This window comes from Nocardioides sp., from assembly GCF_041393715.1.
Taxonomy (GTDB): domain Bacteria; phylum Actinomycetota; class Actinomycetes; order Propionibacteriales; family Nocardioidaceae; genus Nocardioides.
The window spans coordinates 291028-315389 of the sequence record NZ_JAWKJQ010000005.1 but is presented as its reverse complement, the minus strand read 5'-3'; the positions used below and the strand labels follow the sequence as shown (position 1 = coordinate 315389).

General features: G+C 73.0%; 19 protein-coding genes, 1 tRNA gene and 1 pseudogene. 8 read left to right on the top strand and 13 right to left on the bottom strand.

The genetic code is table 11. The features are described 5' to 3' along the window. Nucleotides 1–2 precede the first annotated feature (2 nt). Nucleotides 3–1454 (bottom strand): RNB domain-containing ribonuclease, encoded by a 1452-nt coding sequence (locus R2740_RS10450; RefSeq protein ID WP_371302614.1) that lies wholly within the window; start codon nt 1452–1454, stop codon nt 3–5. Between R2740_RS10450 and yaaA (R2740_RS10445) the strand changes: the two are divergent. Both yaaA (R2740_RS10445) and yaaA (R2740_RS10440) read left to right on the top strand, forming a co-directional pair. Further along, nucleotides 1453–1902 (top strand): annotated as a pseudogene (gene yaaA, locus R2740_RS10445) (peroxide stress protein YaaA); the annotation flags it as partial. The gene R2740_RS10450 and the pseudogene yaaA (R2740_RS10445) sit on opposite strands and share 2 nt — an antisense overlap. Before the next feature lie 71 nt (nt 1903–1973). Further along, nucleotides 1974–2309 carry a peroxide stress protein YaaA gene (gene yaaA, locus R2740_RS10440; RefSeq protein ID WP_371302613.1) on the top strand — a complete coding sequence of 112 codons (336 nt, stop codon included), beginning with the start codon at nt 1974–1976 and terminating at the stop codon, nt 2307–2309. A 121-nt stretch (nt 2310–2430) separates the two neighbouring features. On the opposite strand, the gene R2740_RS10435 is transcribed toward yaaA (R2740_RS10440), so the two are convergent. From R2740_RS10435 to R2740_RS10420, 4 genes are all read right to left on the bottom strand, one after another. Beyond that, the gene (locus tag R2740_RS10435; RefSeq protein ID WP_371302612.1) at nt 2431–4251 is read right to left on the bottom strand and encodes a bifunctional RNase H/acid phosphatase; all 1821 of its coding nucleotides are present in this window, start codon (nt 4249–4251) and stop codon (nt 2431–2433) included. After that, nucleotides 4248–4736: a zinc ribbon domain-containing protein gene (locus R2740_RS10430; protein ID WP_371302611.1), complete on the bottom strand. Its 489-nt coding sequence runs from the start codon at nt 4734–4736 to the stop codon at nt 4248–4250. Before R2740_RS10430 ends, R2740_RS10435 begins: the two co-directional genes overlap by 4 nt. A gap of 265 nt (nt 4737–5001) precedes the next feature. Continuing rightward, entirely contained in the window at nt 5002–5814 is an 813-nt protein-coding gene (locus R2740_RS10425) for a Nif3-like dinuclear metal center hexameric protein (RefSeq protein WP_371302610.1), read from the bottom strand. Further along, the gene (locus R2740_RS10420; protein WP_371302609.1) at nt 5811–6524 is read right to left on the bottom strand and encodes a DNA alkylation repair protein; all 714 of its coding nucleotides are present in this window, start codon (nt 6522–6524) and stop codon (nt 5811–5813) included. Before R2740_RS10420 ends, R2740_RS10425 begins: the two co-directional genes overlap by 4 nt. A 161-nt stretch (nt 6525–6685) precedes the next feature. On the opposite strand from R2740_RS10420, the gene egtB reads away from it, so the two are divergent. Together egtB and egtD are read left to right on the top strand one after the other, a co-directional pair. Beyond that, complete coding sequence (gene egtB, locus R2740_RS10415) at nt 6686–7990, top strand: ergothioneine biosynthesis protein EgtB (protein WP_371302608.1); 1305 nt, start codon at nt 6686–6688, stop codon at nt 7988–7990. Further along, the gene (gene egtD / locus R2740_RS10410) at nt 7987–8964 is read left to right on the top strand and encodes an L-histidine N(alpha)-methyltransferase (RefSeq protein ID WP_371302607.1); all 978 of its coding nucleotides are present in this window, start codon (nt 7987–7989) and stop codon (nt 8962–8964) included. Before egtB ends, egtD begins: the two co-directional genes overlap by 4 nt. A 9-nt stretch (nt 8965–8973) precedes the next feature. On the opposite strand, the gene R2740_RS10405 is transcribed toward egtD, so the two are convergent. Together R2740_RS10405 and R2740_RS10400 are read right to left on the bottom strand one after the other, a co-directional pair. Next, nucleotides 8974–10872, bottom strand: coding sequence for an alkyl/aryl-sulfatase (locus tag R2740_RS10405; RefSeq protein ID WP_371302606.1), 1899 nt, complete (start codon nt 10870–10872; stop codon nt 8974–8976). A 46-nt stretch (nt 10873–10918) separates the two neighbouring features. Continuing rightward, the gene (locus tag R2740_RS10400; RefSeq protein ID WP_371302605.1) at nt 10919–11800 is read right to left on the bottom strand and encodes a bile acid:sodium symporter family protein; all 882 of its coding nucleotides are present in this window, start codon (nt 11798–11800) and stop codon (nt 10919–10921) included. A gap of 180 nt (nt 11801–11980) precedes the next feature. Between R2740_RS10400 and R2740_RS10395 the strand changes: the two genes are divergently transcribed. Then, nucleotides 11981–12925, top strand: a complete 945-nt coding sequence (locus R2740_RS10395; protein ID WP_371302604.1) for a DMT family transporter — start codon at nt 11981–11983, stop codon at nt 12923–12925. A gap of 50 nt (nt 12926–12975) precedes the next feature. Here the strand turns inward: R2740_RS10395 and R2740_RS10390 are convergent. From R2740_RS10390 to R2740_RS10375, 4 genes are all read right to left on the bottom strand, one after another. Further along, nucleotides 12976–13047, bottom strand: a tRNA-Val gene (locus tag R2740_RS10390). A gap of 233 nt (nt 13048–13280) precedes the next feature. Then, nucleotides 13281–13745, bottom strand: a complete 465-nt coding sequence (locus tag R2740_RS10385; RefSeq protein ID WP_371302603.1) for a peroxiredoxin — start codon at nt 13743–13745, stop codon at nt 13281–13283. Nucleotides 13746–13801: 56 nt separating this feature from the next. Next, complete coding sequence (locus R2740_RS10380) at nt 13802–15430, bottom strand: AMP-binding protein (RefSeq protein WP_371302602.1); 1629 nt, start codon at nt 15428–15430, stop codon at nt 13802–13804. A gap of 14 nt (nt 15431–15444) precedes the next feature. Further along, on the bottom strand, nt 15445–15873 hold the full coding sequence (locus R2740_RS10375) for a DUF3052 domain-containing protein (protein WP_371302601.1): 429 nt from the start codon (nt 15871–15873) through the stop codon (nt 15445–15447). A gap of 205 nt (nt 15874–16078) precedes the next feature. Here R2740_RS10375 and aceE point away from each other — a divergent pair, with 205 nt between their 5' ends. Continuing rightward, nucleotides 16079–18859 (top strand): pyruvate dehydrogenase (acetyl-transferring), homodimeric type, encoded by a 2781-nt coding sequence (gene aceE / locus R2740_RS10370; protein ID WP_371302600.1) that lies wholly within the window; start codon nt 16079–16081, stop codon nt 18857–18859. Nucleotides 18860–18865: 6 nt separating this feature from the next. Here aceE and R2740_RS10365 read toward each other — a convergent pair whose 3' ends face one another. Together R2740_RS10365 and R2740_RS10360 are read right to left on the bottom strand one after the other, a co-directional pair. After that, the gene (locus tag R2740_RS10365; RefSeq protein WP_371302599.1) at nt 18866–20548 is read right to left on the bottom strand and encodes a SulP family inorganic anion transporter; all 1683 of its coding nucleotides are present in this window, start codon (nt 20546–20548) and stop codon (nt 18866–18868) included. A gap of 70 nt (nt 20549–20618) precedes the next feature. After that, nucleotides 20619–21584, bottom strand: coding sequence for an alpha/beta fold hydrolase (locus tag R2740_RS10360; protein WP_371302598.1), 966 nt, complete (start codon nt 21582–21584; stop codon nt 20619–20621). Between the two features lie 146 nt (nt 21585–21730). Here R2740_RS10360 and R2740_RS10355 point away from each other — a divergent pair, with 146 nt between their 5' ends. Then, nucleotides 21731–23065: a calcium-binding protein gene (locus tag R2740_RS10355; RefSeq protein ID WP_371302597.1), complete on the top strand. Its 1335-nt coding sequence runs from the start codon at nt 21731–21733 to the stop codon at nt 23063–23065. Between the two features lie 33 nt (nt 23066–23098). Next, entirely contained in the window at nt 23099–24319 is a 1221-nt protein-coding gene (locus R2740_RS10350; protein WP_371302596.1) for a PucR family transcriptional regulator, read from the top strand. Nucleotides 24320–24362: the final 43 nt, after the last annotated feature.

The following is a 24362-nucleotide window of genomic DNA, read 5'->3' as shown; positions in this document are numbered from 1 at the left end:
TGTCACGCGAGCCGGAACTCGACCTTGCGCGTCGCCAGGTCGGCGGCGGCGAGCCGGACGGTGACCTCCTCGCCCAAGGGCAGCTCGGTGGCGGCGGTGAGGTCTGCCTCGACGGCCGGCTCGGCGACGGTGATGACGCCGCGCCGCGGGTCCTTCTCCTCGACCTCGATGACGGCGGCCTCGAACTCCTCGCCGACCCGCGGACGCAGGATGCCGGTCTCGACCAGGTCGACGACCGCGTTCTCGTAGGCGTTGGCCCGGCGGGTCGACTCCCTCATCTCCTCATCGAGCTCGGGCATCGCTCCGAGCACCCACTCGGGCACGGCGGTGCCGGCGCACAGCGACACGCAGATCTCGCCGGCGAACCGGTCGACCAGGCGGCGCAGCGGCGCGGTCACGTGCGCGTACGGCGACGCGAGGGCGGCGTGCTCGGGCTGCTCGGGCGGGGCGCCGTCGAAGGCGGCGTACCCGCTGCCGCGGAGCAGGCGGGTCGATGCCGTGGCCATCGCCGCCTCGGCAGGGACCGAGGGGTCCAGTGCGCGGATGAAGTCGGCCGGGCTCTGGGCTCGCGGCCAGTCGAGCTTGAGCGCGTGGGCGGTGCGGCGCAGCCGCTTCACGTCGCGCGGGTCGGCCGGCGGGAGCGTGCGCAGCACCCCCACGCCGCCGTCGAGCATCAGCTGCGCGGCGCCGAACCCGCACAGCAGGGACATCTGGGCGTTCCAGAGCTCGACGGGCAGCTGGGAGCGGAACTCGAGGGACCATCGCTCGCCCTCCACGACGATCTCCTGCTCCGGCATGGGGAGCGTCATGCCGCCGCGCGCGATCTCGAGGGCGATCCGCTTGTCCCCCACCTCGCGCAGCAGCTGCAGCGACTCGTCGGCGGTGCCGGCGTCGAGCGCCTGTTGCACGCCGTCGTAGGACAGCTTGGCCCGCGACCGCACCAGCGCCCGCTCGACCCGGGTGTCGGTGCGCTCCCCGTCGGCGTCCAGCGTCACGGTCCACACCAGCGCCGGCCGCACCTGGTCGGGCAGCAGGGAGGCGGCGGCCTCGGAGAGCACCTTCGGGTGCAGCGGGATCTTGGAGTCGGCGCCGTAGAGGCTCTGCCCCCGGCGGTGCGCCTCGAGGTCGACGGGGTCGCCGGCCGCGACGTACGCCGCCACGTCGGCGATCGCGTAGGACAGCACGTAGCCCGGCCCCGAGCGGGCCAGGTGGAGCGCCTGGTCGAGGTCCATCGAGGAGGCCGGGTCGATGGTCACGAACGGCAGGTCGGTGCGGTCGAGGCCGGGCAGCCGCGGCGACGACGCCGCCGACTCCGCCGCCTGCTGGACCTCCGCCGCGAACGCCGTGGTGACCTGTTGCTCGGCCTGGATCGCGGCGATCCCGTCACGCAGCGCCCGGGCGGCGACCGAGTCGTCGGCGGCGGTGCGCAGGCTGAGCACCCGGTTGGTCGGCATGCTGGCCACCCTATGGCGGACCCGCGCGGCATCTCGGCCACGCCACGATCTAGGGTCGGGCCGTGCTGATCCTGCTGCCGCCGAGCGAGGGCAAGGCGAGCCCCGCCGGGGCGCGCCGCTCGACCTGGGGTCGCTGTCGTTCCCCGAGCTCACCGAGGCACGCGAACGGGTGCTGGCGGCGCTGGTCTCGCACTGCGCCGAGCGGCCGGACCGGGCCGTGGCCACCCTGGGGCTGGGCCCGACCCAGGCCGACCTGGTCGCACGCAACGCCGCCCTCGCGTCGGCGCCGACGGCCCGGGCCGACGCGATCTACACCGGCGTCCTCTTCGACGCCCTCGACCTGCCGGGGCTGCCCGCCGCCGCGCGCCGGCGGGCCGCCGCGCGGGTGCTGGTCACCTCGTCACTGTTCGGGGTGGTCCGGCCGACCGACCGGATCCCGTCCTACCGCCTCTCCGGCGACGTGACGCTGCCCGGTCTCGGTCCGGTCGCCGGCGCCTGGCGCTCGACGCTCGGCCCGCCGTGCTGGGGGCGCTCGGCTCCGGGCTGCTCGTCGACCTGCGCTCGACGACGTACGCCGCGTTCTGGCGGCCGCCCGCCGACCTGGCGTCGCGGGTGGCCACCGTGCGGGTGCTGCTGGAGAAGAACGGCCGACGCTCGGTCGTCAGTCACTTCAACAAGGCGACCAAGGGCCGGGTCACCCGCGACCTGCTCGAGTCGGGCGAACAGCCGCGCACCCCTGGCGCCCTCGCCGGGCTGCTCGGCGAGCTCGGCTGGGAGGTCGAGCTCGGCCCCAGCGGCCGCGCCGGCACCCGCCTGGACGTCGTCGTCACCGAGATCGGCATGGCCGCCGGCTGACCCTGGGCCGGGTGGGGTCGGCGTGGGTCGTGTGTCCCGCCCCGTGGGGACTACGACGCCTCAGACACACAACCGCCCCCTGGCGGGGTCGTGTGACCCGCCCCGCGGAGACCACGACGCCTCAGACACACAACCCGCCCCCTGGCGTGGTCGTGTGACCCGCCGCGCGGAGACCACGACGCCTCAGACACACAACCCGGACAAACGTCCCGGCCCGGTCATCCGGCCGCCTCGCGGGCAGCGTTGTACGCCGTCGACGGCCGCCACAGAGCACCACCAGGGCGACCAGCAGCGCGATCGTGACGACACCCGTGACGTCCAGCGCCACGGCCTCCGACCGCATCGGGGGCACCACGAGGTTGAGGAAGAGGGCGAACAGCAACCAGACCGTGATGACGAAGCGCCTCGCCAGGAGGAAGGCCCACAGCGCCACGCCGCCCGCAGCCCCGATGACCGATTCCGCGACCACCACCGCGTCGCTGGGTCCGTCCGGGTAGGCGGCCACCAGCTCGCCCGTCGCAAGCGGGATGACGAGTTCGAGCACCAGCGTCCAGGCGACCAGCGCGACGATCGTCCAGAGCGCCCCGGTGAGCGCGCGGGGTCGCTCGGCGGGGGCCGATCGGCCCGCGACGTCGGACGGTCGCGGCGACGCTCCGTCGGATTCCGAGGTGCCCATCGACGCGCTCTCAGCGCAGGCTGGCGTCCAACGGCGACCCGGTGGGCCGGCCGTTGAACATCCGCAGGGAGGCCATCGGCTCGTCGAAGTGACGACCCCCGTTGAAGTAGGACAGCACGACACCGAGGCCGGGGCGAGCTCCATCCGGAAGACCGACTGGAGCGGCGCTTGCAGCGCGTGCGCCACCAGCGTCTTGATCGGCGTCACGTGGCTGACCACGACCACGGTGCCGCCGGCGTGGGCGTCGAGCGTCGCCTCCAGCGCGTCGAGCACCCGCTTCTCCACGACGCGGAAGGACTCCCCGACCTCTCCGGGTACGGCGTCGAGCGAGCCCAGCCAGGCATCGAGGTCGTCGGCGTGCGAGGTGGCGACCTCGTCGAAGGTCAGCCCGTCCCAGACCCCGAACTCCATCTCCGCGAAGCCCGGCTCGGTCGCGATCTCCCGCCCCAGCCGCTCGGCCAGGATCTCCGCCGACTCGACCGTGCGCCGCACCGGCGAGGAGAGCAGCGCGTCGAAGCGGTCTCCCATCGGCGCCAGCCAGTCGGCGGTGGTGCGGACCTGCTCGCGGCCCTCGTCGGACAGCCCGGGATTGGCGCTCGCGAGGCCGCCGGAGAAGCGCTTCTCGGCGGTGTGCACGGTGACGCCGTGGCGCACCAGCACCAGGGTCGTCGGCGCACCGCTGCCGCCCCAGCCGCGGGTGACCGGGCCCTTCGACGTCTGGTCTCGAGACGAGGGCTGGGCGACCTCCTCGACCGGCGAGTCATCCTGCGCGGCGGGCTCGGCCGGCGCTGGGTCGGCCTCCTCGTCGTCGGGCAGCTCACCGGCGACGGTGACGCCGTGACGCTCGCCGTCGAGCGCCTCGTTGGCGAGCCGGTCGGCGTGCTTGTTCAGCTCCCGGGGCACCCAGGTGTAGGTCGTCCCGAACGGCGCGAGGCCGTTGGCCTCCACCGCCAGGGGGCGCATCGCGGGGTGCTTGATCTTCCAGCGCCCCGACATCTGCTCGACCACCAGCTTGGAGTCCATCCGCACCGCGATCTCCGCGTCGGGGGTCAGGTCGCGGGCCATCCGCAGGCCGGCGATCAGGCCGGAGTACTCCGCGACGTTGTTGGTCGCCTCCCCGATCGTGGTGCCGTCCTCGGCGATCACCTCGCCGGTCTCGGCGTCCTTGAGCACCGCGCCGTACGCCGCCGGGCCCGGGTTGCCACGCGAGCCGCCGTCGGCCTCGATCACCACCGACCGCACGGAGGCCCAGCGGCTCTCGGTCACAGCCCGGACTCCGCGGTGCGGACCAGGATCCGCTGGCACTCCTCACACCGGATCACCTGTTCCGGCGGCGCCGCCTTGATCACCGCGATCTCGGCGTTGTCGAGGGTCAGTCGACAGCCGCCACACTCGCGGGCCCGGAGCATGGCCGCGCCGACACCGCCCTTGTTGGCCCGCAGCTTGTCGTAGAGAGCCAGCAGCTCGCCGGGCAGCCCGTCGGCCGCGGGGCCGCGCTCGGCGGCCAGGTCGGTCAGCTGGCGGTCGATGTCGGCGGCCTTCTCGTCGCGGGCGGCCACCAGGTCGGTCAACCGGGTGTCGGCGGCGGCGATCCGCTCGGTGAGCGCGGTCAGCGTGCCCTGCGCCTCCTCGAGCCTCTCCATCACCTCGAGCTCCTGGTCCTCCAGGTCGGAGATGCGTCGCTCGAGCGACTCCAGCTCGTGACTCATCCGCTCGAGGTCCTTGGGGTTGCTGATCAGGCCCTGGTCCATCCGGTCGCGGTCGCGCTGCCGGCGCGCCTTGACTGCCTCGACGTCGGCGTCGACCTTCTCCTGCTCCTCGGTGAGGTCGTCGACGACGATCTGCGCGTCGCGCTGCTCGCGCTCCCACTGCAGCCTGGTCTCCCGCAGCTGGGCGATCTCGGCGAGCTCGGGCAGCGTGGCGCGCTGGTGGCGCAGCTGGTCGGTGCGCGCGTCGAGCTCCTGGACGTCGAGCAGGGCCAGCTGGGCGGACGGGTCGGCGTTCAGCGGTGTCTCCTCAGGGTCGGCGGAAGTCCCACGGGTCGGTCACCAGGGTGCTCACCCGGGTGTCCACCGTATCCCCCAGCGCTTCCTGCACCGAGGCTCGGACCACGGGGAGCCAGGTCCACTCGGCGGCCCAGTGGGGGACGTCGAGGAGCGCAGGACCGTCCTTCTCGAGGAACTCCAGCGCCGGGTGGTGGCGCAGGTCGCTGGTGACGTAGGCGTCGACGTCGAGGCCGGCGACATGGTCGAGCAGGAAGTCCCCGGCCCCGCCGAGGACCGCGACCCGACGGACCGGACGGTCGGGGTCGCCGGCCACGCGGACCCCGGCCGCCGTCGCGGGCAGCGCCGCGACCACCGCGCTCGCGAAGTCGCCGAGCGTGGTCGCGGGCACCGCACCGACCCGCCCCATCCCGAGACCACCCTCGCCGGGCACGATCGGCTCGTCGTCGGTCAGCCCCAGGGCGGCGGCCAGCGCCGTGGAGACCCCGTCGGCCGCGCGGTCGGCGTTGGTGTGGGCGGCGAGCAGCCCGCAACCGGCGGTCGAGAGCCGGTGCAGGGTGCGCCCCTTCGGCGTGGTCGCGGCGACACCGTGCACGGCGCGCAGGAAGAGCGGGTGGTGCGTGACCAGCAGGTCGGCGCCCCAGTCGGCCGCCTCGTCGGCGACCGGCAGCACCGGGTCGACCGCGAAGAGGATCCGCCGGACCGGCTGCTCGGGCACGCCCAGGACCAGCCCGACGGCGTCCCAGTCCTCCGCGGTCTCCGGCGGGAACCAGCCGTGCAGCAGCGCGACGACGTCGGCCAGCGTCGGTGCGTCCGCGGTCGTCATGGGCGCAGGCTATCGGTCGCGCCGAGGTGCTTGAGCGCCTCCCGGCGGGACAGCCCCGACATCCGCTCGCCGGCCGCTGCCACCTCCGCGCGGACCCAGTCGGGGTCGACCCGCGCGTGGCTGCGCAACGCCCAGCCGATCGCCTTGCGCAGCCACAACGACGGGTCGTCGAGGTTGGCCTCGATGACGTCGTGGAGGAGCGCGGTGTCGGTCTGGTCGCGGTGCCGGATCTGGCACAGCACGGCCGTACGCCGCAGCCACAGGTCGTCGTCGACCGCCCACGCCCGCATCACCGGCGTCACCTCGGACCGGTGGCCGGCGAGCACGTCGCCGACCAGGTGGGTGGCGGTCTCGTCGACCAGGTCCCACCACGCGCCGGTCACCACGAGGTGTCGATAGAGGCCGAGCGCCTCCGGGTCCTGCCACTCCCGGGCCGAGCGATGCCGGGCGACCGCCAGGCCGGCGTACCTCTCCTCACGGAACGCCGCCTCGTCCCACAGCGCAAGCACCGTGTCGGCCCACGCGGCGCGGTCGGCCCAGGCCACCCCGGCGAGCTGCTCGCGGACCGTCGACCGCACCTCGGGCAGCCGCCGGCCCAGGTGCGGCATCGAGGACTTCAGGTAGCGCTGTTGGCCGGCCGCCCGAGCCGGGTCGGGATGCTCGGCCAGGGCGGCTCGGATCGCCTGCACCAGCGCACGATCGACGGTCACGAGCGCACGCTAGCGCGGAGCCGGGCGGTCGGACATGAACAGTTCCTGACGTCTGTCCGCGCTCCCTCGAAGAGTGTCGGTGGCCGTGCCTACACTCGGCTGGCGACCGCCTCCCGGCGCGCTTCTGCGCACCGGACGACCCCGCGGTCAGGAGGTCGAGGATGACCAGCCACACCACCGCCATGCACGAGCCGCAGCAGCTGCTCGCCCGCTACGACGACGTGCGCGCCTACACCGAGCGGCTGGCCGCGCCGCTGTCGCCGGAGGACCAGACGGTCCAGTCGATGCCCGACGTGTCCCCCACCAAGTGGCATCGCGCCCACGTCACGTGGTTCTTCGAGACCTTCGTCCTCGCCGACCACGAGCCACGATTCACGCCGTTCCAGGAGCACTACTGGTTCCTGTTCAACAGCTACTACGAGGCCGTGGGGCCGCGGTTCTCGCGCCCCGACCGCGGGCTGGTCACCCGGCCCGGAGCCCACGACGTGGGCGTCTATCGCGGCAACGTCGACGAGCGCATGCGCGAGCTGATCGACGCCCTCGACGGCGGCACCCTCGACAAGCTCGCGCCCACCATCGAGCTCGGCTTCCACCACGAGCAGCAGCACCAGGAGCTGCTGCTGATGGACATCAAGCACGTCCTGTCGCTCAACCCGATGCGTCCGGCCTACGCCGGCAGCCCCAGCGAGACGTCCGAGCCCGATCGACTCGGCTGGGTGGAGGTCGAGGGTGGGTTGGTCGAGATCGGGCATCGCGGCGAGGGGTTCTCCTTCGACAACGAGCTGCCCCGCCACCAGCAGTGGCTCGAGCCCTACCGCCTCGCCGACCGGCTGGTCACCAACGGTGAGTGGCTGGCGTTCATGGCCGACGGAGGCTACCGACGTCATGACCTGTGGCTGTCCGACGGCTGGGCCAGGGTCAACGGCGAGGGCTGGCGGGCGCCGCTCTACTGGACGGAGGTCGACGGGGTGTGGTGCGAGCACACGCTCCACGGCACCTGGCCGGTCAACCCCGGGCTCCCGGTGAGCCACGTGAGCCACTACGAGGCCGACGCCTTCGCGACCTGGGCCGGCAAGCGGCTCCCGACCGAGGCCGAGTGGGAGCACGCCGTGGTCGCCGACGGCCAGGGCGCCCTCGACCCCACCGGCAACCTCGCCGACACCGCCTCGTTCCATCCGCGGGCCGCCGGCCCGGCCACCGGGCGCCTGCGACAGGTCTACGGCGACTGCTGGGAGTGGACCTCCTCCGCCTACCACGCCTACCCCGGGTTCCACCCGCCCGAGGGGGCCATCGGGGAGTACAACGGCAAGTTCATGTCCGGCCAGATGGTGCTCCGCGGTGGCTGCGCGCTGACCCCGCCCGACCATGCGCGCGCGACCTATCGCAACTTCTTCCCACCGGCGGCCCGATGGGCGCTCTCCGGCGTCCGGCTGGCCGACGGCGGCGCGCCCGGTGGTGCCCGATGACGGCGCGACAGCCCACGGTCTCCGTGCTGCTCGAGCCGGGCTGGGAGCGCGGATCGCTGGTGGAGGACGTCCGCCGCGGACTCGGCTCCCAGCCGCGCACGCTGCCGCCGAAGTGGCTCTACGACGAGGTCGGGTCACAGCTGTTCGACCAGATCACCACGCTGCCCGACTACTACCCGACCGAGGCGGAGCGGGCGATCCTCCGCACCCACGCCTCCGACATCGCCGCCCGGACCGACGCCACGACGCTGATCGAGCTCGGCAGCGGCACCAGCGACAAGACCCGGCTGCTGATCGAGGCGCTCCGCGCCGAGGGGCGGCTGCACCGGTTCGTGGCCGTCGACGTCTCCGAGGCGACGCTGCGGCAGGCCGCGGCCCGGCTGGCGTCCACCTACCCCGGCCTGGAGGTGCAGGCCCTGGTCGGCGACTTCACCCTGCACCTGGGTCACCTTCCCGAGGGCGGTCGGCGGATGGTCGCCTTCCTCGGGGGGACGATCGGCAACTTCTACCGCGAGGAGCGGGCAGCGTTCCTGGGCGCCCTGGCCGACCATCTCGCCGGTGGCGACTGGTTCCTGCTCGGCACCGACCTGGTCAAGAGCGCCGACCGGCTGATCGCGGCCTACGACGACCCCGACGGCGTCACCGAGCGCTTCGTCGGCAACGCCCTGGCCGTCCTCAACCGCGACCTCGGCGCCGACTTCGACCTCGGCGCCTTCAGCTACGTGCCCTTGTGGGACAGCCGGATGCAGCGGATGGACCTCCGCCTGCGCGCGGAGACCCCTCAGCGGGTGCGGCTGCCCGGCGCCGGGCTCGAGATCGACCTCGCGATGGGCGAGGAGATCCGGGTGGAGATCTCCACCAAGTTCCTCCCCGACCAGATCGACGACGAGCTCGTGGCGGCCGGCTTCTCCGTGGCGGGTCGCTGGACCGACACCGACGGCGACTACGCCGTCACCCTGGCCCGACGCGAGTGAGCCGGGTCGCTACTCCTTCTCCGGGGTGACGATCGCGAAGTCGGGGTCGCCCGGGTCGAGGACGGCGACCAGTCGCTGGATCGCCGACGCGTCACCGGTCAGCTCGATCCCCTGAGCGGCCATGTCGTCGGGTCCGATCACGCCGGCGACGACCCCGACCAGCTGGGCGTGGTGCGGCAGGCGCACGGTCAGGTCGGCGCCGTCGGCCGACTCGACCCGCCGATGGGTCAGCACTCCGTTGGCGAGCCGGAGCCGGTAATGCGCCCCGTCGTCGGTGAAGACGAGGTCGATGGTGAGCTCCAGGTCCCAGGCCCGCGGCCCGTCGACCTGGATGGCGAGCGCGTCGAACAGCATCTCGGGGGTCAGCTGGGCGACCATGTCGGCCGCCGAGGTGGCGACCGGCGTCCCGAACGCGCCGTCGCGCAGCTCGGTCGCACCGGACAGGAAGAAGTTGCGCCAGGTGCCGTTCTCCGCGCCGTAGCCGAGCTGCTCGTAGGTGTCGGCCAGCAGCTGGCGTGCTCCCTGGTGCGACTGGTCGGCGAACACCACGTGGCCCAGCACCTCGGCGACCCAGCGGTAGTCGCCGTCGTCGAAGGACGCGCGCGCCTTCTCCACGACGGCGTCGGCCCCACCCATGAACTCGACGTAGCGGATGGCCTGCTCCACGGGCGGGTGCTGCCAGAGGTGGGCGGGGTTGCCGTCGAACCAGCCGAGGTAGCGCTGGTAGATCGCCTTGACGTTGTGGCTCACCGAGCCGTAGTAGCCATGGGTGCTCCAGGCGTTCTCCAGTGCCGGCGGCATCGTCATCGCCTCGGCGATCTCGGGCCCCGTCATGCCCTGGTTGAGCATCCGCAGGGTCTGGTCGTGGAGATAGCCGTAGAGGTCGCGCTGCACCGAGAGGTAGTCCACGATCCGGTCCCGGCCCCAGGTGGGCCAGTGGTGGGAGGCGAACGCGACGTCGGCGCGGTCGGCGTACAGGTCGATCGCCTCGGTGAGGTACGTCGACCAGACGTGCGGGTCGCGGACCAGGGCGCCGCGCAGGGTCAGCAGGTTGTGCAGGTTGTGGGTGGCGTTCTCGGCCATGCACAGGGCGTGGTAGTCGGGGAAGAAGAAGTGCATCTCCGCCGGCGCCTCGGTGCCGGGCGCCATCTGGAACTCGATGGTCACCCCGTCCACGACCTCGACCTGGCCGGTCGTGGTGATGTCGACGGTCGGCCGGATCAGCGTCACGGTGCCGGTGGACGTCGTCTGGCCGAGCCCGGCACCCACCTGTCCCCGGGGGCCCTTCGCCAGCGCGGCGCCGTACATGTAGCCCGCGCGGCGCGACATCGCGGTGCCGGCGTAGACGTTCTCGGCAACCGCGTGCTCGACCAGCCCCTCGGGGGCGAGGACGGGCACCCGCCCGGCGTCGACGTCCTCCTGCGTCGTGACGCCCTTGACCCCGCCGAAGTGGTCGACGTGGGAGTGCGTGTAGATCACGCCGGTCACCGGTCGGTCGCCACGGTGCTCGCGATAGAGAGCGAGAGCCGCGGCGGCGGTCTCGGCCGAGATCAGCGGGTCGATGACGATCACGCCCGTGTCGCCCTCGACGAAGGTGATGTTGGAGAGGTCGAAGCCGCGGACCTGGTAGATCCCCGCCACGACCTCGAAGAGACCCTGCATCGAGGCCAGCTGGGACTGCCGCCACAGGCTGGGGTTCACGCTGTCGGGTGCCTCGCCCGACAGGAACGAGTAGGCGTCGTTGTCCCAGACGACGCGCCCGTCGTCGGCATGGATGACGCCGGGATCGAGACTGGCGATCAGCCCCCGTCGGGCGTCCTCGAAGTCCTGGGTGTCCGCGAACGGCCACCGCTCCTTCAGGCCGGCCTGCTGCTCGACGATGAACGGGCTCGGGTCTTTGCTGGTCACAGTGGGTCCTTTCCAGGGGTGGAGGACGCGGGCACGGGCCGCGTGGTCATGACGTCGCCGGTCCGGGTGGGTCGGCGAGGGTGGGTGCGGTGCCGGCCGAACGTCTGCCGAGCTCGCCCGCGACGAGGATCAGGACGACGGGGACGACGAGGGCGGCCACCAGGGTGCGCACCATGGCGTCACTGCCGAGCGACGCGGCGATGACGAGCGCCGCCGAGACGTTGCGCTGCGCCGTGGCCAGCGCCAGCACCTGCCGGTCCTCGACCGGCCGCCCGAGGCCGGTGAGCCACCCCGCGATGAGGCCGACGAGCAGCACCAGGCCGGTGCCGACGAAGATCCACGAGCCGACCGACCCGAGCACGTCGCGCCAGGTGACCAGCAGCCCGGCCACGATGCCCACGGCCAGTCCCGTGGTGGACGCCCGTTGCAGCGCGGCCGCTGCCTGGCCGGCGAAGGACGGGTAGCGCGCCCGCAGCGCCAGGCCCAGGGCGAGGGGGACGAGCATGTAGACGACCAGCGAGGAGGCGATGTCACCCGGCGACACCGTCGCCCCCTCGAGGACGCGCGGGACCACCACCGGTGCGAACCCGACGGTGAGGACCATCAGCAGGACCATCACCCCGACCGCCGTCGCGGCGTCCCCCTTGGCCAGCCCCGCCAGCGTGGGCAGGAACGGAGCCCCGGCAGCGCAGCCGATCAGGATCACCGCGGCGGCGCTGGCCTCGTCCATCGGCAGCAGCCGGGCCGCGCCGACGGCCACGACGGGTACGACGACGAAGTTGGCGACCAGGACGGCGGCGACCAGTCGCGGTGCGCGCAGCGGAGCGACGATCTGCGGCACGGACAGACCGAGTCCCATGGCGGCCATGCCGGCCACGACGAACACCAGGATCCCCACCTGAGTGAGAACCGTCAGGGCTTGGGTCACCTCGCGCTCCTCCGAACGGCACGATGCGATCCACACCGGCGCCGCCTACACCGCCACCCTCCCACGCTCCGGCGCCGCGGCCAACCGCCACTGACCGTGACTCGCCCGACAGCGTGACGTCGCCGGTCCGAGCCGCGGGTGGGCACGGCCGTCGCCTCCCGCGCGGGGTACGTTGTCGCCGTGACCGGCGGCCGCGACCCGGCGCGGCAGCGCGCCTCGCTCGGGCTGGCGATGGTGGTCGCAGCGGGTGTCCTCTGGGGCACCGGCGGCCTGGTCGTGACGGTCCTCCACGAGCGTGACGCCCTGGGCGCGATGACGGTGAGCGCCTGGCGGATGGCGCTGGCCGCGGTCGCACTGGTCGGGTTCTCCGCGGCCACGTCCCGGCTGGCGACGGTGACGACGGCCTTCCGTCGCCACCCCTGGACGGCCGCCCTGGTGGGCGTCGGGACGGCGACGTACCAGGGTCTCTACTTCGTCTCCGTGCTGCTGGTCGGCGTCAGCGTCTCGACCGTGGTCGCGCTCGGGCTGGCCCCGGTGCTGGCCACCGTCTGGGAGAAGGCGGTCGCGCGTCGGTGGCCCTCGGCCCGGGAGATCGCCGTGCTCGCGGCGGCGCTGGCCGGGCTGGTCCTGATCAGCACGACGGCCGCCGCCGAGGACGCCAAGGTCGGCGACCGGCCGGCACTGGGGCTGGTGCTGGCGGTCGCGGCCGGGGCGACCTACGCCGCCACCACGGTGCTCGGTCACCGGCTCGCCCAGGAGGTCGACCCGGTGGCGCTCACGACCTGCGCGACGCTCGCGGGCACGGTGGCCCTGCTGCCGTTCCTGCTGGTCGCCGCGGTGCACGGCCAGCCGGTGCTGCCCAGCGGCCCCGCGACGGCCGCGCTGCTGCTGTATCTCGGGGTCGGCACGATGGCGTTGTCCTACGGCCTCCTCTACGCCGGCCTGCGCACCACGTCCGGCGCGGCGGCCACCGTGGCCACGCTCGTCGAGCCGCTCTCCGCCGCGTTGCTCGCCGCCGTGCTCCTCGGCGAGCGGCTGACCCCCCTGGCACTGGTCGGCGGTGCGCTGATCCTGGCCGCCGTGCTGGCGCTGCGACCCAGCGACGAGCGCCCCGCTCCCGCTTGAGGCCAGCGCCCCGCCCCGCATGAGGGCCTGTGCCGGCCCCGGAGGCGTCGTGGGCGCAGCAGGGATCGAACCTGCGACCGCTGGTTTGTAAGACCAGAGCTCTACCGCTGAGCTATACGCCCTCGGGCGTCCCGCGGACGGCACGCCGCGGGAGAGCCTAACGCCGGAGTCCCTCGCCGGTGGCATCGCACGGGTCCGCGAGACGGCGGGGGCGCAGCTGCGAAACGACCCCGAAATGGAGTTGAACCGCTGGCGTCTCGGGTCACCAGCGGTTCAACGAGGTGAACACTACACAGCCGTTCAGTCCCGTCCAACCCTTTCCGTCGAAAAAGTTGGCAAAATCTCCGGTCTCGCCCTAGGCGAGGGCCTCCAGCTGCCGAAGATGCTCGTCGAGGTCGCGCCCGTCGGGCATCGCGTTGTGCACCGACCAGCGGACGACGCCCTCCTTGTCGACGATGTACGACGACCGGCGGGGGCACCCCTTGGTCTCGTCGAAGACGTCGTAGGCCGAGGCGACGGCGCCGTGCGGCCAGAAGTCGGAGAGCAGCGGGAAGTTGAGCCCGTCGCGGTCGGCGAAGGCCCGCAGCGCATAGAGGGGGTCGCACGAGACGGCGAGCACCTCGGTGTCGAAGGTGAGGAACTGGTCGAGCCGGTCGCGGATGCCGGACAGCTCGCCGGTGCAGACCCCGGAGAAGGCGTAGGGGTAGAACAGGATCGCGACGGCCTTGGTGCCGCGGAAGGACGAGAGCCGGACGTCCTGGCCGAACTGGTCGCGCAGCTCGAAGTCCGGCGCCTCTCCCCCGATCTCGAGTCCCGTCATGGGCGGCATCTTCTCAGGCCCCACCGACAGGCACGGCACCCGGGTGCCGGGGCCCCTCACAGCTCCGAGCGCAGCACCTTGCCGGTGGCGTTGCGCGGCAGCTCGTCGGCGAACGCCACCTCGCGCGGCACGCTGAACCGCGCCAGCCGGTCCCGGACCCAGCCTCGCAGCATCTCCTCGGTCGCCTCCCGGGTCGCGGCGTCGCTGGGCACGCCGCCGGCGAGCACCACCACGGCCCGGAGCCGCTGCCCCCAGTCGGCGTCGGGCACACCGACGACCGCCACGTCGAGCACGTCGGGGTGGCCCGCGAGACAGCGCTCGACCTCGCTGGGGAAGAGGTTCTCCCCACCCGACACGACCATGTCGTCCTCGCGACCGTCGACGAACAGACGCCCCCGGTCGTCGAGATGTCCGATGTCGCCGGTGGACATCAGCCCGTCGACCACCTGCTTGCTGCCGCCGCCGACGTAGCCCTCGAACAGCACGCCGTTGCCGACGAAGATCCGGCCCCGCTCGCCCGCGGGCAGTCGTTCGCCGTGCTCGCCGAGGATCCGCACCGTGGTGCCGTAGGGCGGCCGCCCGGCCGTGTCGGGCGCGGCCCGGAGGTCGCGCGGCGTGGCGAGGCCGGCGTAGCCGACCTCGGTGGAGCCGTAGAGGTTGTAGAGCGTGTCGCCGAAGCGGTCCATCCAGCGGGTGGCCAGCCCCGGGGGAAGCGCCGAACCCGAGGAGGCGACGACCCGCAGCCGGGACAGGTCGTAGCGATCGACCACGTCGGGCGGAAGCTGGAGCACTCGCTGCAGCATCACCGGCACCACGGCGACGCTGCGGCAGTCCTGCTCGGCCACGGTGCGCAGCCAGTCCTCCGGGTCGAACTGGCGGCGCAGCACCACCGGCGCCGCGAGCAGCATCGACATCGCCAGGTGGGCGAAGCCCCAGGTGTGGAACAGCGGCGCCGCGACGTGGGAGGGCTGGCCGAACCGCAGCGGGATCCTGTCGAGCATGGCCACCGCCGCCTCCAGCCCGGCCTCCGACCGTGGCGCCCCCTTCGGGCTGCCGGTGGTGCCCGAGGTGAGCACCACCAGCCGGGTACGCCGGTCGGGAGCGGCCGGCACGGCCGTCGGGTACGCCGGCACGAGGGCGTCGATCGACTCGCCCTCGGCGGTGTCCGCCCTCAGCCGAGGGGTCCCGTCGCCCTCCAGCAGACCGACGAACTCCTCGTCGTGCACCAGCAGCCGCGGCCGCTCCCGGGCCAGCAGCTCGACCAGCTGGGGACCGGAGAAGGCGGTGTTGAGGTAGAGCAGGTCGGCGCCCAGCAACGAGGCGGCCACGGTGGTCTCGACGAAACCGCGGTGGTTGCGGCACAGCACCGCCACCCGGTCGCCCTCGCCCACCCCACGGTCGGCCAGCGCGGCGGCCAGCGCGGCGCTGCGGTCGCGCAGCTCGGCGAACGTGAGCGACCCGCGGTCGTCGACCAGCGCGGTGCGGTCGGGCTCGCGCAGCGCGGTCGCCAGGAAGCCGCCCGCCGGTCCGGCTCCCCACGCGAGCAGCGTGGTGGCCAACGAGGTGAGCGTCCACGGCGCATAGGGGCGCAGCACACCCGCGCGGGTCAGGACGCGGACCCCGGCACCGGCGGTGCGGCCGCGACCGAGGAGATCGCCGACCAGCCCGGCCGCCGGAGCGACCACGTCAGCCCGCCACGTCAGGAGACGGTCTTGGGGGCCACCAGGCGGGTGGCCATCCAGTCGGCGGCCACGCTGGCGGTGGTGGTGAGCGCGAGGCCGGCGATCGGGGCGGCCTCGGTGATGTCGGCGGGCTCGAGCGCGCCGGAGCGGCCGACCTTGGGGGTGAACAGCCAGATCACGCCGCCGCCGACCAGGTCGGTCAGCGCGTCGACGAGGCCGTCGACGAGGTCACCGTCGTCCTCGCGCCACCAGAGCACGACGGCGTCGACGACGTTGCCGTAGTCGCCGTCGACCATGTCGGCGTCGAGGGAGTCCTCGATCGCCTGGCGCAGCGAGTCGTCGGTGTCGTCGTCCCAGCCCAGCTCCTGGACGACCATGCCCTTCGTGAGACCCAGTCTCGCGATCGGGCCGGTCTGCTCCACTCCGCCCTGCGCGGACGCACTCACCTGGCTTCGCCACCTTCGGTCTGTCGTTCGGTCTGAGTCGGTCGATGTGGACCGCCTCACGGTCGGGAGCCCCGTGTCGCGGACCCGCTGACCTTAGTCCACCGAAGTTCACCCACCGGCGCAACCCTGCCTTCACCGGCCGCCGACGAGACGGCGTACTGGTCGGTAGATTGGGGACCCCGCCGACACGTGCAACGATGAGTGGGTGAGCGAGACTCCCGCACCCCAGCGAGCCGTGATCCACGAGGGACTGCCGACCCAGCTCCCCGACATCGATCCGGACGAGACCAGGGACTGGGTCGAGTCCTTCGACGCCATGGTCAGCGAGCGCGGCCGCGAGCGAGCGCGCTACGTCATGCTCCGGCTGCTGGAGCGAGCCCGCGAGCAGCAGGTCGGGGTGCCGGCCCTGCGCAGCACCGACTTCATCAACACCATCCCGCCCGAGCGCGAGCCGTGGTTCCCGGGCGATGAGGACATGGAGCGCAAGATCCGCCGGCTGATCCGGTGGAACGCCGCGGTGATGGTGTCCTCGGCCAACCGCAAGGGCCTGGAGGTCGGCGGCCACATCGCGACCTACCAGTCCGCGGCGAGCCTCTACGAGGTCGGCTACAACCACTTCTTCCGCGGCAAGAACCACCCGGGCGGCGGCGACCATGTCTACGTCCAGGGTCACGCCGCTCCCGGCATCTACGCACGCGCCTACCTGATGAAGCGGCTGACCGCCGAGCAGCTCGGCCGGTTCCGCCAGGAGGTCCAGCACGGCCGCGGCCAGGGCCTGTCGTCCTACCCCCACCCGCGGCTGATGCCGGACTTCTGGGAGTTCCCCACGGTCTCGATGGGGCTGGCGGCGATCAACTCGATCTACCAGGCGCGCTTCGACCGCTACCTCCACCACCGCGGCATCAAGGACACCTCCGACCAGCACGTCTGGACGTTCCTGGGCGACGGCGAGATGGGCGAGCCCGAGTCGCTGGGCGCCATCGGCCTGGCGGCCCGCGAGGAGCTCGACAACCTGACCTTCGTCATCAACTGCAACCTCCAGCAGCTCGACGGCCCGGTGCGCGGCAACGGCAAGGTGATCCAGGAGCTCGAGGCGTTCTTCCGCGGCGCCGGCTGGAACGTCATCAAGGTCGTCTGGGGCCGGGAGTGGGACGAGCTGCTCGCCCGCGACGTCGACGGCGTGCTGGTCAACAAGATGAACTCCACGCCCGACGGCCAGTTCCAGACCTACTCCGTCGAGGACGGCGCCTACGTCCGCGAGCACTTCTTCGGCGGCGACGCCCGGCTGCGCAAGATGGTCGAGAACCTCACCGACAAGCAGATCGAGCTGCTCCCGCGCGGCGGCCACGACTACCGCAAGGTCTACGCCGCGTTCAAGGCCGCCTCCGAGCACGTGGGCCAGCCCACGGTGATCCTCGCCCACACGGTGAAGGGCTGGACCATCGAGGCGTTGGAGGGCAAGAACGCCACCCACCAGATGAAGAAGCTGAGCGCCGACTCCCTCAAGGCGTTCCGGGACCGGCTGAGCCTCGGCATCTCCGACCGCTACATCGAGGAGTCCTATCTCGAGGGAGGCGCGCCGCCCTTCTTCCACCCGGGCGAGGGCAGTGACGTCCTGGAGTACCTCCGCGACCGCCGCGCCGAGCTCGGTGGACCGGTGCCGTCGCGCGTGGTCGCACCGCGGCAGCTGAAGCTCCCCGGCGACGCGGTCTACGCCGAGCTGAAGCAGGGCTCCGGCAAGCAGGCGATCGCCACCACGATGGCGTTCGTGCGGCTGCTCCGCGACCTGATGAAGGACCCCGAGATCGGGCCGCGCATCGTGCCGATCGCCCCCGACGAGTTCCGCACCTTCGGCATGGACTCGATGTTCTCGAAGGAGAAGATCTACAACCCGCACGGCCAGACCTACGAGTCGGTCGACCGCAAGCTGTTGATGGCGTGGAAGGAGTCGCCGCAGGGACAGCTGCTCCACGAGGGCATCTCCGAGGCGGGCTCGATGGCCTCGGCCACGGCCGCGGGGTCGGCGTACGCCACCCACGGCGAGCCGATGATCCCGGTCTACATCTTCTACTCCATGTTCGGCTTCCAGCGCACGGGTGACTCGATCTGGGCGATGACCGACCAGCTCGCGCGCGGCTTCCTCGTCGGCGCCACCGCCGGTCGGACGACGCTGACCGGCGAGGGTCTGCAGCACGCCGACGGGCACTCCCCGCTGCTGGCGGCCACCAACCCGGCCGTCGTGCACTACGACCCCGCGATGGCGCACGAGGTCTCCCACATCGTGCAGGACGGGCTCCGGCGGATGTACGGCGCCTCCGAGGAGCACCCGCACGGCGAGGACGTCGTCTACTACCTCACCGTCTACAACGAGCCGATCGTCCAGCCGGCCGAGCCCGAGGGCCTCGACGTCGCCGGTCTGCTCAAGGGCGTCTATCGCTACGCCGGCCCGCCCGAGGGCCTGCCCGACGACGCGCCCCGCATCCAGCTGATGGCCAGCGGCGTCGGGTTCCCGTGGATCCAGAAGGCCCAGCAGCTGCTCGCGGAGCAGTGGGGCGTGGCCGCCGAGCTCTGGTCGGTGACCTCGTGGAACGAGCTCGCCCGCGACGCGCTGGCCGCCGAGGAGTGGAACCTGCTCCACCCCGACGAGCCGCGCCGCACGGCCTTCGTCACCGACACGCTGCGCGAGGCGGCCGGGCCGTTCGTCGCCGTCTCCGACTACATGTGCGCGGTGCCGCTGCAGATCGCCCGCTGGGTGCCCGGCGACTATCGCGTGCTCGGCACGGACGGGTTCGGCTTCGCCGACACCCGGCCGGCCGCTCGCCGCTACTTCCACGTCGACGCCGAGTCGGTCGTCGTCCAGGCGCTGCAGGCGCTCGCCGACGGCGGCCAGGTGTCCGGCGACACGGTCGGCAAGGCCTTCGCGGAGTACCGCATCGACGACCCGACCGCGGTGCGTGGCGTGCTCCAGGAGGGCGGCGACGCCTGAGCGCGGTCAGACCGTCGGCGCCACCGCGTCGGCGATGTGCTCGTGCAGGCGGCCCGTGAACCGCTCCGCGAGACCGGAGCGCTCGAGCTGGTCGCGGAACCGGTGATGGGCCCTGGCCAGGCGGAGCTCGACTCCTTGGTCGGTCAGCCGCTGGTCCAGGGTCTCCAGGGCCTCCGCCCCGGTGGCATCCAGGTCGGCGACCATCTCCGCGTCCAGGACCACGCGGCGCAGGTCGTCGCGCGTGCGCACGAGCTCCCCCACCGCGGCGACCAGACGCTCGGCATTGGCATAGACCAACGGGGCCTCGAACCGCACCACGGCGACCCCGGGCATCCGCGGCGGTGATTCGTCGGCGACCCGGACGAACGTCCCCGCAGGGGTGGCGCGCAGCTCCAGCACGTCGGGGAAGCTCGCCCGCCGCACCAGGAAGGCGAGCGAGAGCACGACGCCCACGATCATCGCGGGCAGCGTCTCCCACACCAGCACCAGGGTGAAGGTGGCCAGCGCGGCGGCGAAGTCGAGCCGGTTGACGTTCCTGAAGTGCCAGAAGCGTCGCGGGTCCGCCGCCGGCAGCACGGCCGCGATCACCACGGCGGCGACCACCGGTTCCGGCAGGAGCTCGAAGACCGGCCCGAGGAACAGCACCGTGGCGACCACCAGCGCCGCCGCGACCAGGTTGGACACCTGGGTGCGGGCACCCGCCGCCTGGCCGGCGGCGGACTTCGACAGGCTCCCCGAGACGACCAGGCCGCCCAGGAGCCCCGAGGCGACGTTGGCGGCACCGGAGCCGATCAGCTCCTGGTCGCCGTCGACCGTCTCGCCGGTGCGGTCCGCGATCGCGGTCGCGGCGGCGTAGCCCTCCGAGAAGCCGACCAGCACCAGCGCCATGCCGCCGGCCACCACCTCCCACCAGCGCGTGTCTCCGAGATCCGGGAGGCCGACGGTGGGAAGTCCCCGGGGAATGTCACCCAGCACGGCCACGCCTTCGGCGTCACGCAGGTCCAGAGCCCAGACCGCCAGGATGCCGCCGACGACCACGACCAGCGCACCCGGCACGGCCGCGAGGCGGCGTTCGAGCACGAGCAGGATGACCAGGGCCGACACGCCCACCACCACGGTGACCGGGGTCCAGCCGCCCAGGTGGGTGGCGACGTGGATCGCCCGTCGCACGGCGTTCTCACCCGCGAGCTCGGTGCCGAGCAGACCGTCGAGCTGGCCGACGATGATGGAGATCGAGAGCCCGGCGACGAAGGCGTGGAGCACCGGGCGCGAGATGAAGTGGACGATCCAGCCGAACCGCAGCAGTCCCGCCACGACGAGCAGCAGACCGGAGACCAGGGCGAGGCCGGCCGTGAGGGCGACGGGGTCGGCGCCGGCCCCGCCCATCTCGGCGACGAGTGAGGCGCTCAGCGCCGCCACCGCGGAGGCGGGACCGACCACGAGGATCGAGGCACCTCCGGTCACGGCGTACGCCGCCAGCGCGGCGATCGCGGCGTAGAGACCCACCTCCGGTGGGACCCCCGCGATCCCGGCATAGCCCAGGGACTCGGGGATCAGCAGCGCGGCCACGCCGACACCGGCGAGCAGGTCGCGCGGCAGGTCGGCTCGTGCGTACGACGGCAGCCAGCGGAGGACCGGCAGCAGGGAGTGGACCGTCCGCGTCGGACGGCGCACGAGGTCACCGGTCATGGCAGCAAACTAGTCAGGCGAGCGGACCGATGTCAGGTGGTGACGACCTCGGCATGGCGGCGCCCGGCGACTACGCGGGGGTACGCCGACGCAGCGGGGAGACCGGGGCGTGGCCGGCCTCGGCCTGGTGGATGCGCACCGAGCCACCGTGCTCGAGGTCGGCGCGCCAGGCCTGCGGGTCGAACGCCGACGGCTCGGTGCCGCGGACGAACTCGCGGAGCAGCTTGACGAACCGCTGCGGGTGGTCGACGTGCGGGAAGTGCCCGGCGTTGGGCACGATCTCGACCCGGGCGTGCGGGACGACGACCTCGGCGACCTCGGCGTGACTGGTCGGGATGACGGAGTCGTCGTCTCCCCAGACGATCAGGGTGGGCATCCGGCCGGCGAGGTAGGCCCGGTCGCTCATGGTGATGACCTGGCCGCGCCAGTCGACGACGGCGCGCACGACGTGCCGGATGGCGGCCCGGGTCGACTCGTCGCGCAGGGAGTCGAAGATCTCGGCCACCTGGTCGAGGTCGCGGGTGCGTGGCAGCCGGGAGTGGGACAGCAGCCGCAGGCCGGTCACGCCCACGTGGCGCAGACCGGGCAGCGTCAACAGGCCGGTCACCTGGTGGAAGCCCGGGGTGGTGATCAACCGGATCGCGGGAGTGACCTCGGGGCCGAAGCCGCCAGGAGCGACCAGCACGACGCGCTCGACGAGCTGGGGGTACTGGTAGGCGAACTGCATCGCCACGCCACCACCCAACGAGTGGCCGACGACGGTGACCCGGTCGACGTCGAGCAGGGCGAGCAGGTCACGCATCGCGTTGGCATAGCCGCCCACGCTGTAGTCGGCGCGGGGCTTGTCGGAGTCGCCGTGGCCGAGCAGGTCGGGCGCGATCACGGTGTGGTCGCGGGCCAGGGGGTCGATGACCGCGTCCCAGGTGTGGTGGTCGCAGCCGAGCCCGTGGAGCAGCAGCACGACCGGCCCGCTGCCCTTCATCACATAGGCGCGACGGTGCCCGTGGACGGTGAGGTACTGCACGCGATGGGCCACCCCCGACCCCTTCCTGCACCGGCGGTTGTCTGTCCGGACACCGGATGTTACCCGCCGGTTCGCTTTCGGCAACGCACCGGGCATTGCGGCGAGGGCGAAGGGCTGAGAGGATCGCGTCCCTTCGGGCCGGAGGACGGGGGCGGGTCATGGAAGGACCGGGCACGAGTCGGCGCGCCGCGTGGGCCGCTGCGATCGGACTGCTGCTCGGGCTCGGCCCGCTCGTCGGTCCGTCCGGGCCGGCGTACGCCGAGGTGCCGATGTGCGCCGGGCTGCCCGCCACGATCATCGGCACCGAGGGCAGCGACCACCTGCTCGGCACCCCCGGGGACGATGTGATCGTCGGTCTCGGCGGCAACGACTTCATCGACGCGGGAGACGGCGACGACCGGGTCTGCGGTGGCCCGGGCAAGGACCGTATCCTCGGCGGCACCGGCCGCAACCGCCTTCTGGGCGGCCCCCACGCGGACAACATCTCGGGGCGCTCCGGCAACGGGGACTACCTCGCCGGCCAGAGCGGACCCGACAGTCTCACTCTCGATGGTCCTGGAGCGGGTCACGCAGACCACTGCGTCGGCGGCCAGGGCGACGACCTGATGACGTGCGTGAGCGGGGCGAACATCGTGGAGGGCGGGCCGGGCAACGACCGTCTCCAGTCGACGTTCTACGGTCCCGCGCCGGACACGGGGGCCGTCTGGGACGGGGGCGACGGACTCGACAGTCTCGACGTCTGGGGCAAGACGCCGGTCGGGAGCATCCACCTCGACCTGAGCCTGGAGTCCGCCACGGTCGACGGCGCGACCATCCCGGTGCTGAGCATCGAGTCCGCCTCGGCGCGGGCCGCCCAGGTCGACCTGGTCGGCACCGACGAGGCCAACAGGCTCACCGCCGTGCCCGCTGCCTCGGACGCCCTGGACGAGTGGGTCCGCATCGACGCCGGCGCCGGCGACGACACGATCGTGCTGAACTCCGGGTTGGCGGAGGCGCCACCCGCGGACCTGCTCGGTGGACCCGGTGAGGACTGGGTCGATGCCGGCTTCCAGCGCGCCTCCGACACCAGCGCCCGAGAGCACGTGTGGGTCGATCTCTCCTCGAGCACCTGGGGCACGCAGGAGCGTGGGTCCCTGGGCACTCTGGACGGTGAGCGGGTGAGCGCCGAGGCGCGCCGGCTGGCCGTGGCCGGCAGCCCAGGACCGGACTGGATCTCCGCCACGGCCTCCACGGTGGAGGTTCACGCGGGAGCGGGCGACGACACCGTCGGTGGTGGCGGCCTCCGCAGGCTGCTGCTCCGAGGTGGTCCGGGCAACGATCTGCTCACCGGCGGCGGTGCGCACGTCCTGATCTACGGCGGGTCGGGCGGCGATGTGCTCCGCGGCGGCCCCAGCGACGACGAGCTCTACGGCGGGCGGGGCGGCGACTCGGCCGATGGTGCCGGCGGGGTCGACCGATGCCGGGCGGAGGTCACCCTGCGCTGCGAGCGCTGAGCCGGTATGCCCTGCCCTTTGTAACCTGTGGGCGTGGCGAGCGAGACTCCCGAGGGGCCCGGCACGGCCGGCGCGCCCTCACGCGCCCGGGCGACGGAGGCACTCCAGCGTGCCACCGGAGCGCTGAGCACGACCGCCACGTCACGGATGCAGACCGGCATGGCGTGGTTCCAGGAGCTCTCGGCCGAGGACCGTTCGTGGATCGGGCTGATCGTCCAGGCCGGCATCACCGGCTTCGTCAACTGGTACGCCGCCGGCGGAGGCCCCGACGACCTCGAGGCCGACGGCGGCACCCGCTCCGCGCTGGCGGCCTCGGTCTTCGGTGCCGCGCCGCGCGCCCTCACCGGGGTCATCACGCTCCGGCAGACGGTCGACCTGATCCGGCTCTCCATCGAGGTGGTCGAGTCCAACGTCGCCGCGATCGTCGCGCCGCCCGACGTCCCCGACGTGCAACGCGCGGTGTCGGCGGACGCCCGTGAGGTCGCGTTCGCGACCGCCGAGGTCTACGCGCGCGCCGCGGAGACCCGGGGCGCCTGGGACGCCCGGCTGGAGGCGCTGGTCCTCGACGCGGTGCTGCGCGCCGAGCCCGACGACACCGTGCTCTCGCGGGCCAGCGCGCTGGGCTGGTCGGCGGAGGAGCCGGTGGTGGTCGTTCTCGGGTCCGCCCCCACGCCGCGGGGCGCGGACCTTTTCGACGCCGTACGCCGGCAGGCGGCGGACGCGGGGCTGGATGCCCTCGGTGCGATCCAGGGCGACCGCCTGGTGCTGATCCTGGGCGGCGCCGAGGACGGGCTGAAGGCCGCCGAGACCGTGGTCGACGTCTTCGGGCCGGGGCCGGTGGTCGTCGGCCCGGTGGCCGAGGGCCTGGCGCGCGCCCACTCCTCTGCGCGCTCGGCCCAGGCGGCCTATCGGGCGGCCACCGGCTGGCCGGGCGCCCCGCGACCAGTGGGCAGCATCGATCTGCTCCCCGAACGGGCGCTCGCCGGCGACGGACACGCCCGCCGGTTCCTCGTCGACGAGATCTTCCTCCCTCTCCACCAGGCCCGGGGCGAGCTGCTCGAGACGGTGGCGGCCTTCCTCGAGCAGGGCGCCGGCATCGAGGGCACGGCTCGGGCGCTGTTCGTGCACCCCAACACCGTGCGCTACCGGCTGCGTCAGGCGGCCGAGCTGACCGGGCTCACGCCGACCGCACCTCGCGACGCGTTCACGCTCCAGGTGGCGCTGGTGTTGGGTCGGCAGTCCGGGCGGACCTGACCATCGCGCGGCCAGCCCCCTTGACGTGTGACGCTCGCCTCGC